The organism is Nocardioides cynanchi, assembly GCF_008761635.1.
GTDB classification, from domain to species: Bacteria; Actinomycetota; Actinomycetes; order Propionibacteriales; family Nocardioidaceae; genus Nocardioides; species Nocardioides cynanchi.
In genome coordinates this window covers 307,119-319,089 of sequence record NZ_CP044344.1, presented here as the reverse complement: position 1 = coordinate 319,089, position 11,971 = coordinate 307,119, and the positions used below count along the sequence as shown (strand labels likewise).

Sequence of the window (11,971 nt, the reverse complement as noted above, 5' to 3'; positions counted from 1 at the left end):
GGGCCGGGTCAGTTGACCATGATCGGGATCTTCGGCCCCGAGCCGGTGTAGTTGATAGTGCCGTTCTTCACCGGCGGGGACGGAAGCGCGTTCGGGTTCAGGAAGATGACCTGAACCGAGTTCACGCCGTTGTTGTCCATGATGAAGCCGTTGGTGGCAGTCTGCGCAGGGTCACCCTTGACCGCCGACGGTGGCTGGTCGGTGATGAACGCGGCTCGGAAGTCGACGATCTGGTACATCGTGCTCTTGCCATTCGTCGGCTGTGTCCGCAGCACCGGCACGTAGCCGAACCGCGGCGAGTCGTAGATGGACGGCGAGATCAGCGGCACCGAGCCGGTGTAACCGCCCGTCGCGGGGTCCTGGTCGACGTCGCTGATGTGGGTCGTAGGGCTGATGAAGAAGCAGGACAACGTGTCGTTGTTGACGAGCTTCCCCTTGATCGAGGTGGTCGCCTCGGTGCTGTACGTCCCGGAGCCCGCGTCGTAGTTGGCGCATTTCGTCTTGCCGTTGGGATACATGAGGTACTGATTTCCGCCGACGGCCGACGAGCCGAGGCCGAGGAAGCCGCCACTGGCCACGTTGGCCGACATACCCGTGTCGGTCGACACGCAGTTGGTACCCGACGCCGTCCAGATCACCGATGGTGGCGCGTTGGTACATGTTCCGTCACCCGCAGGTCCCGGGTAGACGGCCAAAGAGCTGTCGAGCCCAATGGCGACGTTGGCAGCGCCCTCTTTATCCGCTCCGCCACCGACATGGTTCGACAGCAGCAGCGTGCCGAAGTTCCCAGACGACGAGCCTTGGCCGCACAGCAGCGGCGGGTCGCCGATGGTCAGCATCGGGGCGTTGACCACGTTCCCGTTGTTATCGACGGAGTAGGTCGACCACTTGCCGCCGATCATCACCCGGATGTACCAGAACTCCTGCACCCCGGACACACCACGGGTCTGGTCGGGCAGGTCGGGGATGGTGATCGTCTTGCCATCCGGGCTGATGGTGAACTTGACGCTCACGCTGTTGTCGATAGTGACGGGTGGCGGGCCGTCCACGCCGTTGCCGGACTCGAAGAACCCGACTTGGGTGACATTCGTGAAACCCGAGCCGGAGATCACCAGCTTCTCGGTGACCGTGCCGGTGGTGTCGACCGGGTACGACGTCGGGGTGATCGAGGTGAGCGTGGCGTTCGCGTTGTCGCTCGGCTTGTAGAGCATCACCGCGGCGGCCGAGTGCCCGTTGTTCGGCTGCTGGAGCGTCTGCGGGCCGTAGTCGCAGCCGTTGAAGGCGTAGAACGGCAGCGCGGAGAACTTCGGCGAGCGGATCTCGACCGTCGACTGGCCGATCACGTCGACGCTGTTCACGCCCAGGAGTCCGGCGAACCCGAAGCTCACCTTCGTCGGAGGGCTCACCAGCGACAGCTGGTTCTTGTTGTAGGCCAGCGTCCAGGTGTTCGTGGCCTTGGTGTACGACGCCTGACCGTAGAAGATCTCGCCGTTGCCCACGTTGCAGTCGGTCAGCGTGGTCGCGGTCGCGGTGACGGTGGCCGCCGGCACGGCCGTCGGCGCGAGGTTGGGCGAGTAGGCCTTGGAGGCGACGTACCGGGCCACGTCGATCGCGGCCGGGTCGGTGGCCAGGGCACCGGTGCCGTAGCCGCACACCTTGCCGGCACTGGGCGCGGGGAGGTCGTTACCGGAGATGCCGGCACCGGCCAGCGTCGCGAGGTCGGCATTGCTCTGGACCTGGCGCTTGGCCGCCCAGGCCTGGCCCAGGTCGGTCCCGAGGGCCGCCATCGTCAGGAGCAGCACGGTGCACAGGCCCACCATGACAGCGACGGCGCCCCGGTCGTCGCGCTTCTGGATGCGGATCACGAACATGCTCCTTGGGTGGCATCGGTGTCTTCGATCCGGGCGAACGTCGATCGGGTGACGTTGCCGTTGTTCGGCACCGGGATGAAGGGGAACCGCAGGTTAAGGGTCGGGAAGGTGGCGGTCACCTGGACGCTGCCACCGATGTGCCCGGGCGAGGTGTCGGGCGAGCCGTCGGTGTTGGTGTAGTCGACGGTCGTGGTCACACCGCTCGAGGACGAGGCCGTCGTGGCCCCACCGAGCTTGTTGTAGAGAAGGGTCTGCACCTGGGCCGTGGTCTGGCAGTTCCCGACCGCCACCCTGCGGGCGGCGTCGCCGACCGCCGAGCTACCGGCCTGCATCGCATAGAAGTAGAAGCCGTACTGCACGATCCCGAACAGGAGGATCAGCAGGATCGGCATGATCAGGGCAAACTCGACCGCCGCCGCACCGTTGTCGTCGCGTCGTCTAAACCTGGCCTTCAGCACTTCGCCCGTCCTCTCGCGCACGCGGAGCGTGAACACACGTGTCCCCACTGTGCGTCCCGACAGTAGGTCAACGCCTGAGGTCGGCGGACCCGAATCCGAAACCTTTTCCCCCGTGCGGAGGTCATTCTTCCTCGCCCCTGCGGAAACCCCGAGTCAAGTCTTTCTGGTCTAGACCAGGATCCGGGGGCCGACGCACGCCGGCGCGATCTGGGCCGGTCAGACGGGGTCAGACCTTGGGCGGGTCGATCTCCTGGGGGCTCAGCTCCTCGACGTTGACGTCCTTGAAGGTGAGCACCTTGACGTTCTTGGCGAAGCGCGCCGGGCGGTACATGTCCCACACCCAGGCGTCGGTCATCGACACCTCGAAGAACACGTCACCGGACTCGGTGCGCGCCTTCACGTCGACCTGGTTGCAGAGGTAGAAGCGGCGGTCGGTCTCCACGACGTACTTGAAGATGCCGACCACGTCGCGGTACTCGCGGTAGAGAGTGAGCTCCATCTCGGTCTCGTACTTCTCGAGATCCTCCGCGCTCATGCTGTCTCCCCTCGCGACGACGTCGACTCGACCCTAACCGGCGTGGTCTCGACTTCGCTCGACCACCGAGGAGAGTCGCCCGACCACCCCGGGTCTGGCGTGGTCTCGACTTCGCTCGACCACCGAGGAGAGTCGCCCGACCGCCGGGGGGCCGCTGCGGCGCGGCGTACGTTCACGAAGCGCATCCGGTGCTCGGGGCACGGGCCGTGCTCGAGGAGCGCGGCGTTGTGGACGTCGGTCACGTAGCCCTTGTGCGTCTTGAAGTCGTACGACGGGTGGTCAAGGTCCAGGGCCACCATGATCCGGTCACGGGTCACCTTGGCCAGGACCGACGCGGCGCTGATGCAGGCGGCCACCCGGTCGCCCTTCCACATCGCCAGGCCCGGGACCCCGAGCCCGTCGACGGGGAAGCCGTCGGTCAGGACGTACTGCGGCGGGATGTCGAGCAGCGCCACCGCGCGCCGCAGCGCCTCGATGTTGGCCACGTGCATGCCCAGCCGGTCGCACTCGTCGGGCGGCACCAGCACCACCGACCACGACAGCGCCCGTCGCACGATGTGGTCGTAGCAGCGCTCGCGGGCCTTCTCGGTGAGCAGCTTGGAGTCGGCCAGCCCGGGGATCTCGCCGCCCTTGCCGGGTTTGAGGATCGCGGCGCCGGCGACCAGTGGTCCGGCGCAGGCACCACGCCCGGCCTCGTCGACCCCGGCGACCAGCTCCATCCCGGCCCGCCGCAGGGCGCGCTCGTAGCCGTAGAGCCCGGCATCGCGCCGGACCGTCGCCCCGAGCGGGAGCCTGCTCATCGATCCTCCGACGGGGTCATGACGAGGAGGGAGCGGGGATGCCCGAGAAGTCGGCCGGCCGGTGCAGGACGTGGAAGCGGTCGCGCGGCCAGAGCAGCACGAAGACCTTGCCCACGACGTCGCTGACCGGGACGTAGGGGTCGCGGGTGCAGTCCGGGATCTGCCGCTGGCACAGGTGCATGGTGGAGTCGTCGGAGTTGTCGCGGTTGTCGCCCATCACGAAGACGTTGCCCGCGGGCACCGGGCCGGCCGACCAGTGACAGGTCGTGGTCATCGGGCCGTTGCAGCCCATACCGGGAGTGAACTTCACATAGGAGCCCTCGTCGAGGGGCTGGCCGTTCACCGAGATCCGGCCCTGCTTGTCGCAGCAGGTGATGGTGTCGCCGGCGACGCCGATCACCCGCTTCACCAGGTGCCCGCCCGAGGGGTAGAGACCGATCTTCGCCATCACCTGGCCGAGCGGGTTGGTGGGGCCGGCGTCCTCCGACGGGTCGAGCCAGCCACCCGGGTCCTTGAAGACGACCACGTCGCCGCGCTGCGGCGTACCGCCGAACCAGTAGGACATCTTCTCGACCAGGATCCGGTCGTTCTTGACCAGGCCGGGCTCCATCGACTCCGACGGGATGTAGAAGGCCTGCACGAAGAACGCCTTGATCACGACCGCCAGCACGATCGCGATCGCCAGCAGCAGGGCGGTCTCCTGCCACAGCGCGAGATGCTGGTGCGGCTTGCCCGAGGGGCCCGGACGGGGGTCCTCCACCGACGTCGTGGAGCTGTCCTCGGAGGTCACTCCGCAGAGCCTAACGAGTGGCTGATGAGGTCGGGTCGGGGACGCTCGCGAAGTCGGAGGGCCGGTGCAGGACGTGGAAGCGGCCGGCCGGCCAGAGCAGCGCCTCGACCCGCCCGACCACGTCGGAGACCGGCACGAAGGGGCCGCCACGACCGCAGAACGGCGCCCGCGGGTGGCACAGGTGGTACGCCGAGTCGGCGCTGTCGGCGCGGTTGTCACCGAGCACGAAGATGGTGCCGGGCGGGATCGGGCCGGTGGACCAGTCCTTCGTGCAGCCGTTCACCTCGGGCCCGTTGCACTTCAGGGTCTGCGGCGAGCGGAGGTAGGAGTCCTCCTCCAGCGGTTGGCCGTTGACCGAGATCCGGCCCTGCTTGTCGCAGCACCTGACCACGTCACCGGCGACGCCGACCACGCGTTTGACCAGGTGGCCGCCCGCGGGATAGAGCCCGATCTTGACCAGGGCCTTGCCGATCGTGCTGGTCGGGCCGGCGTCCTCCTCGGCGGTCAGCCACTGGCCGGGGTCGGAGAAGACGACGACGTCACCGCGCTGCGGGGTGCCGCCGAACCAGTAGGACGGCTTCTCCACCAGGATCCGGTCGTTCTTGACCAGGCCGGGCTCCATGGACGCCGACGGCACGTAGAAGACCTGCGCGAAGAAGGTCTTGATCAGGATCGAGACCACCAGGGCGACGCCCAGCAGGAGGACCGTCTCCAGCCACAACGGCAGGTGACGACGAGTCGATGACCGGTCCGCCTCGGCGGTGCTCACGTCGTCCGCACCGGTCCGAGACTCGCCGGGCTCAGGCTTCGCGGCGTTCCTTGATCTTGGCGGCCTTGCCCCGCAGGTTGCGCAGGTAGTACAGCTTGGCCCGGCGGACGTCACCGCGGGTGACGATCTCGATGGACTCGAAGATCGGCGAGTGGAGCGGGAAGGTGCGCTCGACACCGACGCCGAAGGAGACCTTGCGGACCGTGAAGGTGCGGCCGATGCCGGAGCCCTGGATCCGGATCACGACGCCCTGGAAGATCTGGACGCGGGAACGGGCGCCCTCGGTGACCTTCACGTGGACCTTGACCGTATCGCCGGCACGGAAGGCCGGGAGGTCGTCGCGCTTGAACGCGTTGCCCAGGTCGGTGACTACGTTGCTCATGTCTCTCCTCACGGGTGCCACAGGTCAGCCGCGGATGATGGTTGTTCGGCTGTGGGCCCGGTCGTGGGTGCCGGCGGCGTCGTACTCCCCCTGTGGCAGGAGTGCGTCGCAGACCCCTCGCGGGCGAGGCGGTCCTTCGGCCGACTGGGCCGAGGGTTGAGTCTGCCACAGCCGGGGTGGGCTCCGTGAATCGAGCCCGCGCCGGCCTCCGTCGTACGCCGATCGACGCTATCCTGCCCGCGTCCACGGGCACCGTCCCGTCTCCCCCACCCGCCCGCCGCGGCACCGTCCGTGTCGGGGCACCCGGGTGGGCCACGCTGAGGAGACCACGATGACCGCACCCCGCCCCTACCGCCTCGGCCGGGCCGCACCGACGGTGCCGACCCGGGACCTGACCGCCGCGCTCGGCTTCTACGTCGGGGTGCTCGGGATGGCCGAGACCTTCCGCAACGGCGACCCCGTGGGCTTCGTCATCGTCGAGCGTGACGACGCCGAGATCCACCTGACCCTCCAGCCCGGGCACCGGGCGACCACCGCCAACGTGCTGCACCTGATGGTCGACGACGCCGACGCGCTGCACGAGCGGGTCACCGCAGCGGGGGTGCGGATCGTCAAGGGCATCCGGGACGCCGACTATGCGATGCGGACCTTCGTGATGGCCGACCCCGACGGCAACCGGATCGACGTCGGCCAGGACCTCTGAGCCTGCGCGGCCCGGCGCGCGTCAGCCGTGGCGCGGCTTGGTCATCAGCACCGCGCCGGCGGCGCCCGGGGCCGGCCCGCGCAGGCGGTAGCCGGCCTTCTTGTACAGCGCGATGTTGCGGGTGCTGCCGGCACCGGTGAACAGCTGGTACGACGTGGCGCCGGCCGGCGCCGCCTGCTCTGCGAGCTCGAGCAGATGGCGGCCGAGGCCCCGGCCCTGGAGGTCGGGTGCGACCATCACGCGTCCGATGTCCCAGACCTCGCCCTCGAGCCGGCCCCGGCAGGCGCCGACGAGCCGACCGCCGGCCCGGGCGACCAGCGTCGTCCACGCCGTGAGGCTCTGCACCAGGTCGTCGAGGGACTCCTCCAGCGCAGGGATGGTGACTCCCGGGTTGGCCTCCAGCTCCTGGAGCCAGCAGGCCCGGGTCAGCGTGAAGAGCTCTCCGGCGTCGGCCCTGGTGGCGGTGCGGATCTCGAGGTCGGGCCCCCCGCCGAGACCCAGCTGCGCGGCGGGGTGGGCGAGGTCGGGGCGGCGGGCGACGGTGCGTCGTACCGACTCCGCACGACGCCAGGCCGCGATCGCGCCGTGGTCGCCGGAGAGCAGGACCGCCGGGACCTCGCGGCCGCGCCAGGTGGTGGGCCGGGTGTAGACGGGGTACTCCAGGAGGCCGTCCTCGTGCGACTCCTCGGCCAGCGACCCGGGGTTGCCCATGAAGCCCGGCAGCAGCCGGACCACGGCCTCGAGGATCGCCAGGGTGGCCACCTCTCCCCCGTTGAGCACGTAGTCGCCTATCGAGATCTCGCGGACGTCGTACGCCGTGGCGGCCTCCTCCACGACCCGCTGGTCGATGCCCTCGTAGCGACCGCAGGCGAAGACGAGGTGGTCGGCGGAGGCCAGGTCGCGGGCGGTCGACTGGGTGAACGGCGCGCCGCTCGGCGTCGGGACGACGAGGACGGGACGTCCACCAGGCTCGCCCTCCCGCCGGTCGAGCGGGGTCGAGGCCAGGGCGTCGAGCGCCTCGCCCCACGGCTCGGGGCGCATCACCATGCCGGCCCCGCCGCCGTACGGCGTGTCGTCGACGGTGCGGTGCCGGTCGTGGGTCCATCCGCGCAGGTCGTGGACGGTGATGTCGAGCAGCCCGGACGTGCGCGCCTTGCCCGTCAGCGAGACGTCGAGCGCTGTGAACCACTCGGGGAAGATCGTGACGACGTCGACCCTCACGCGTCGGCACTCTCCTCGTCGGGGAAGGCCGTGACCAGGCCGGGCCGGTCGGCGACGACGACCCGGCCGCCGGGCACGTCGACCTCGGGGACCAGGGCGGCCACGAACGGCACCAGCGTGTCGCGGCCGTCGGGGGTCCGGATCTGGAGCAGGTCCTGGGCGCCGTGCAGCACGCCGGTGACCTCGCCGAGGGCGCGGCCGTCGAGGTCGTGGGCGGCGAGGCCGACCAGCTGGTGGTCGTAGAACTCCTCCGGGTCGTCGGGCGACTCGTCGGGGCTGACCGTGGCGTGGACCAGGATGCCGCGCGCCGACTCCGCTGCGTTGCGGTCAGCGATCTCCTCGAAGCGCACCAGCAGCGTGGTCTGGTGCCACCGGGTCGCGGTCACAGTCAGCTCCGACCACGGCGACGGCGCGCCCCGCGGTCGCTCGGCGCGCAACGTCGTACCCACGGCGAAGCGGCGGCCCGGCTCGTCGGTGCGGAGCTCGACGGTCACCTCCCCGCGGATGCCGTGGGGCTTCCCGACGCGCCCGACGACCACCTCGATGCTCTCCACGCGGTCAGGATAGGGGGCGGAGCTTTCCCCGGTGCGCCGGGGAAACCACCGCTACCCAGCCGAAATTCTGGCCGAGAAGCGTTGGTTTCGGCCGAGAGGTCTCGCGCGACCAGGACGGATGGGCCCGCAGCCGCGTGGGGTCGAACCGAGCAGGTACGACGAAGGGTGCCGCCCGGAGCCCGGGCGACACCCTTCGAGGTCGAAGCTGTGGTCGGTCAGCGCACGCGGTCGACGTCCACGAAGTCGATCCGCGAGCCCTCGCGCCCGGCCAGGGCCGAGATCACGGTGCGGAACGCCGTGGCCGTGCGGCCGCTGCGCCCGATCACCTTGCCGAGGTCGTCGGGGTGGACCCGGACCTCGAGCAGCGGGCCACGACGCGTCTGCTTGTCGCGCACGATGACGTCGTCCGGATGCTCCACGACGCCACGGACCAGGTGCTCCAGCGCCTCGGCGAGCACGATCAGGCCTCGGTCTTGGCGTCGGCGTCGACCTCGGCGGTCTCGGCAGTCTCGGCGGCGTCGGCAGCACCCTCGGGGGTCTCGTCAGCGGGCACCGGCGCGGCCTCCTCGGCAGGGGTCTCCGCAGGCGTCTCGGCCGCAGCCTCGGTCGCGGGCTCCTCGGCTTTCGCCTCGGCGGCCGGCTTCTCGGCCTTCTCCGCCTTCTCGGCCTTCGCCTCGGCAGGCTTGTCCGCAGCCTTCTTGGCGGCCTTGCGGGTCACGGCCTCGCCCTTGGGCTCGTTCGCGGACTCCTTGAGGGCCTCGTTGAAGATGTCCTGCTTGCTCGGCTTGGCCTCGGCGAACTTCTGGGTGCCGTCGGTGCCCTTGAGCCCCTTGAAGGTCTGCCAGTCGCCGGTGATCTTGAGGATCTTGGCGACAGCCTCGGAGGGCTGCGCACCCACGCCGAGCCAGTACTGCGCCCGGTCGGAGACGACGTTGATGAACGACGGCTCCTCCTTGGGGTGGTAGAGCCCGATCTCCTCGAGCACCCGGCCGTCGCGCTTCTTGCGCGAGTCGACGACGACGATGCGGTAGTGCGGCGCACGGACCTTGCCCATGCGCTTCAGGCGAATCTTGACTGCCACGGTTGTGGTGTCTCCTCGAACGTTGAGTGTGGGTGAGACTTCACGCGCCACGTGGGGACACGGGCGATCGTCTCGGTGGGCTGCGCCGCCCCGGGTGAGAGGGTCCGGTGCACGCAGACTCAGCGCGTCATTCTGCCAGACCCGCGCGGGTGGTCCGAATCGGTACGACGTGGGCCGAGCGCGCCGACCCGGGGGCGCGCGTCACAGGGCGACGGGCCGGGTGCCGACCACCACGGTGCCGGCGAGGTCGTCATCGGTCTCGACCACGGCCGCGAACCCGGCCGCCCCGAACAGTGCCGCCGTGCGGTCGGCCTGCCCACGACTCGTCTCGACCAGCAGCCGGCCGCCGGGGGCGAGCCACTCCGGGGCCCCGGCAACGACCCGGCGTTGCACGTCGAGACCGTCGGGCCCGCCGTCGAGGGCGACGCGGTGCTCGTGGTCGCGGGCCTCGGGAGGCATGGTCGCGATCTCGTCGGTCGGGACGTACGGCGCGTTGACCACCAGCAGGTCGACCCGCCCCTGCAGGTCGCCCGGCAGCGCGGCGTACAGGTCACCGGCCAGGACCCGCTCCGGCGGCAGGTTGCGTCGCGCGCACGCGACCGCCGCGGGGTCGGTGTCGGTCGCGTAGACCTCGGCCGCCGGCCAGAGGGCGGCCAGCGCAGCGCCGAGCGCGCCGGTCCCGCAGCACAGGTCCACGACCACCCGGGCCGGAGCCCGGCCGGCCACGGTCACCAGCAGCTCGGAGCGCCGACGCGGCACGAAGACCCCCGGGGCGACCGCGATCCGCTGGCCGGCGAACGCGGCCCACCCGACGATCTGCTCCAGCGGCTCCCCGCCCATCCGCCGGGCGGCCCAGGCCATCAGCTCGCCGGGCGAGCTCGCCTCCTCGATCAGCAGCCGCGCCTCGTCCTCGGCGAAGACGCAGCCCGCGGCGCGCAGGGCCGCGACCAGCTGCGGCTCCTTCACACCACTCGCCCGCGGAGCACCACGGCGGACGGCTCGCGCAGCACCGAGAGATCGGCGACGGGGTCGCGGGGGTAGACCACGAAGTCGGCGGGCGCGCCCTCGTCGAGGGTCGCGTTCCAGCCGAGCCACTCGCGCGCCCGCCAGCTGGCGGCGCCGAGCGCGTACTCGGCCGGCATGCCGTACGCCGCCAGCTCGGCCACCTCGTCGGCGATGCCGCCGTGCGGCAGCACGCCGCCGGCGTCGGTGCCGGCGAAGATCGGTACGCCGGCGTCGTAGGCCGCCATGATCGTCTCGCGGCGACTCTCGTACAGAGCCAGCATGTGGTCGGCGTACGACGGGAACCGCTCACGCCCGGCGTCGGCGTAGCCGGGGAAGTTGTTCAGCTGCACCGCGGTCGGCACCAGCGCCGTCCCCCGCGCGGCCATCGTCTCGACCAGGTCGGTGGTCAGGCCGGTGCCGTGCTCGATGCAGTCGATGCCCGCCTCGATCAGCTCGGGCAGCACGGTCTCGCCGAAGCAGTGCGCGGTGACCCGGGCGCCGTGCTCGTGCGCCGTCGCGATGGCGGCGGCGAAGGCCTCGGCCGGGAACGACGGCGCCAGGTCGCCCTCCTCGCGGGAGATCCAGTCACCCACCAGCTTGACCCAGCCGTCGCCGGCCTGCGCCTCGCGGGCGACCCAGCCGGGCAGGTCGTCGGGCTCGACCTCGTGGGCGTAGTTGCGGATGTAGCGACGGGTCCGGGCCAGGTGGCGACCGCAGCGGATCAGCCGCGGCAGGTCGTCGCGCTCCTGCACCCAGCGGGTGTCGGCCGGCGAGCCGCAGTCGCGCAGCAGCAGGGCGCCGGCGTCGCGGTCGTCGCGGGCCTGCTGCTCGATGGTCGCCTCGTCGACCGCGCCGTGCTCGTCGAGTCCGATGTGGCAGTGCGCGTCGACCAGGCCGGGCACGATCCAGCCCTCCGCAGCGGTCTCCGCGCCGGCGACCGGCTCGAGGGTGACCCGCCCGTCGACGACGTACAGGTCGCGCACCTCGCCGTCGGGCAGCACCGGGCCGCGGAACCTCAAGGTCATGGCGGCGACGCTACCGGCTGCCCGGGGTACGACGTCGTACCCCGGGGCGGGCTGTGGAGACCGGCGGCTCAGGGGTCCCCGGATAAGGTGCCGAACTGTGAGCACGACCCGGACCGAGACACTGAGCCGGACCCGCAGGAACGCCGCGCAGTTCGTGCGGTTCGCCCTGGTCGGGGGCACCGGGGTGGTCGTGAACCTCGTGGCGCTGGTGATCGTGAAGCGGCTCGGCCCGGACCCGGAGGTGGCGCTGTTCGCACTGCGGCCGACCAGCTTCCACGTGAGGTGGTACCACCTCTACTCCACGGCCGCCTTCGTGGTCGCGAACCTCTGGAACTTCCAGCTCAACCGGTCGTGGACGTTCCGCAGCGGCAAGCACGCCCGCTGGGTCAAGGAGTACTGGCCGTTCTTCGCGGTCGGCCTGCTCGGCCAGGCGATCGGGCTGGTGCTGCTGACCCTGCTGATGCACCACGGGTCGCCGTTGTCGCTGCCCACCGACCCACTGGACGACAGCTCGGGTCTGCGCACCCGGCTGTACTGGGCACAGCTGATCGTGATTGTCGTGGTGACGCCCCTGTCGTTCGTGCTCAACAAGCTCTGGACGTTCGCCGCCGTGCGGACCCGTCACCTCGACGCCGTACCGATCCACCCGATCGCCGAGCAGGAGCTCGAGCAGCTCGGTGTGGAGAAGCCCGGCCAGGTCGACTGAGACCCTGATGGCGGGAGCGCGATTCATCCGAGACCAGGCGGAAATCGGTGTCGGCCGGCGGCCATTAGTCC

At 70.6% G+C, this 11,971-nt stretch carries 13 protein-coding genes and 3 pseudogenes; 2 read left to right on the top strand and 14 right to left on the bottom strand.

The genetic code is table 11. From position 1 onward, the window contains the following. Positions 1-8 precede the first annotated feature (8 nt). From E3N83_RS01715 to rplS, 7 genes and pseudogenes are all read right to left on the bottom strand, one after another. The gene (locus E3N83_RS01715; RefSeq protein ID WP_191907903.1) at positions 9-1,865 is read right to left on the bottom strand and encodes a pilus assembly protein TadG-related protein; all 1,857 of its coding nucleotides are present in this window, start codon (positions 1,863-1,865) and stop codon (positions 9-11) included. Next, the gene (locus tag E3N83_RS01710; RefSeq protein ID WP_151081693.1) at positions 1,862-2,350 is read right to left on the bottom strand and encodes a TadE/TadG family type IV pilus assembly protein; all 489 of its coding nucleotides are present in this window, start codon (positions 2,348-2,350) and stop codon (positions 1,862-1,864) included. The genes E3N83_RS01715 and E3N83_RS01710 overlap by 4 nt, the downstream gene beginning before the upstream one ends. 205 nt (positions 2,351-2,555) lie before the next feature. After that, positions 2,556-2,864 (bottom strand): DUF2469 domain-containing protein, encoded by a 309-nt coding sequence (locus tag E3N83_RS01705; RefSeq protein ID WP_151081692.1) that lies wholly within the window; start codon positions 2,862-2,864, stop codon positions 2,556-2,558. 155 nt (positions 2,865-3,019) lie between these two features. Then, positions 3,020-3,664, bottom strand: a pseudogene (locus E3N83_RS01700) (ribonuclease HII); the annotation flags it as partial. Between the two features lie 16 nt (positions 3,665-3,680). Next, a complete protein-coding gene (gene lepB, locus E3N83_RS01695) occupies positions 3,681-4,454 on the bottom strand; it encodes a signal peptidase I (protein WP_151081690.1) in 774 nt (257 codons plus the stop codon). Between the two features lie 10 nt (positions 4,455-4,464). Beyond that, positions 4,465-5,223 carry a signal peptidase I gene (gene lepB / locus E3N83_RS01690; protein ID WP_238343016.1) on the bottom strand — a complete coding sequence of 253 codons (759 nt, stop codon included), beginning with the start codon at positions 5,221-5,223 and terminating at the stop codon, positions 4,465-4,467. Between the two features lie 31 nt (positions 5,224-5,254). After that, a complete protein-coding gene (gene rplS, locus E3N83_RS01685; RefSeq protein WP_151081689.1) occupies positions 5,255-5,605 on the bottom strand; it encodes a 50S ribosomal protein L19 in 351 nt (116 codons plus the stop codon). 331 nt (positions 5,606-5,936) lie between these two features. Between rplS and E3N83_RS01680 the strand changes: the two genes are divergently transcribed. Then, positions 5,937-6,308 (top strand): bleomycin resistance protein, encoded by a 372-nt coding sequence (locus E3N83_RS01680; RefSeq protein WP_151081688.1) that lies wholly within the window; start codon positions 5,937-5,939, stop codon positions 6,306-6,308. A 21-nt stretch (positions 6,309-6,329) separates the two neighbouring features. Here the strand turns inward: E3N83_RS01680 and E3N83_RS20150 are convergent, their stop codons facing one another. From E3N83_RS20150 to E3N83_RS01650, 7 genes and pseudogenes are all read right to left on the bottom strand, one after another. Then, positions 6,330-6,653: a GNAT family N-acetyltransferase gene (locus E3N83_RS20150; protein WP_272950298.1), complete on the bottom strand. Its 324-nt coding sequence runs from the start codon at positions 6,651-6,653 to the stop codon at positions 6,330-6,332. 174 nt (positions 6,654-6,827) lie between these two features. Beyond that, positions 6,828-7,529: pseudogene (trmD, locus tag E3N83_RS20145) on the bottom strand (tRNA (guanosine(37)-N1)-methyltransferase TrmD); the annotation flags it as partial. After that, entirely contained in the window at positions 7,526-8,083 is a 558-nt protein-coding gene (rimM, locus tag E3N83_RS01670; protein WP_202879294.1) for a ribosome maturation factor RimM, read from the bottom strand. The pseudogene trmD and the gene rimM, both read right to left, overlap by 4 nt. A gap of 215 nt (positions 8,084-8,298) precedes the next feature. Beyond that, positions 8,299-8,541, bottom strand: coding sequence for an RNA-binding protein (locus E3N83_RS01665; RefSeq protein WP_151081686.1), 243 nt, complete (start codon positions 8,539-8,541; stop codon positions 8,299-8,301). Between the two features lie 161 nt (positions 8,542-8,702). Continuing rightward, positions 8,703-9,164, bottom strand: a pseudogene (rpsP, locus tag E3N83_RS01660) (30S ribosomal protein S16); the annotation flags it as partial. Between the two features lie 201 nt (positions 9,165-9,365). Then, on the bottom strand, positions 9,366-10,130 hold the full coding sequence (locus tag E3N83_RS01655; protein ID WP_151081684.1) for a putative protein N(5)-glutamine methyltransferase: 765 nt from the start codon (positions 10,128-10,130) through the stop codon (positions 9,366-9,368). Next, a complete protein-coding gene (locus E3N83_RS01650; RefSeq protein WP_151081683.1) occupies positions 10,127-11,194 on the bottom strand; it encodes an amidohydrolase family protein in 1,068 nt (355 codons plus the stop codon). Before E3N83_RS01650 ends, E3N83_RS01655 begins: the two co-directional genes overlap by 4 nt. Positions 11,195-11,291: 97 nt before the next feature. Here E3N83_RS01650 and E3N83_RS01645 point away from each other — a divergent pair, with 97 nt between their 5' ends. Next, a complete protein-coding gene (locus E3N83_RS01645) occupies positions 11,292-11,900 on the top strand; it encodes a GtrA family protein (protein ID WP_238343015.1) in 609 nt (202 codons plus the stop codon). Positions 11,901-11,971 lie beyond the last annotated feature (71 nt).

Bases quoted from the DNA above. Each gene is read 5' to 3' on its own strand.
- E3N83_RS01705 (WP_151081692.1), bottom strand. From the start codon at position 2,864: ATGAGCGCGGAGGATCTCGAGAAGTACGAGACCGAGATGGAGCTCACT.
- rplS (WP_151081689.1), bottom strand. From the start codon at position 5,605: ATGAGCAACGTAGTCACCGACCTGGGCAACGCGTTCAAGCGCGACGAC.
- E3N83_RS01680 (WP_151081688.1), top strand. From the start codon at position 5,937: ATGACCGCACCCCGCCCCTACCGCCTCGGCCGGGCCGCACCGACGGTG.
- E3N83_RS01650 (WP_151081683.1), bottom strand. From the start codon at position 11,194: ATGACCTTGAGGTTCCGCGGCCCGGTGCTGCCCGACGGCGAGGTGCGC.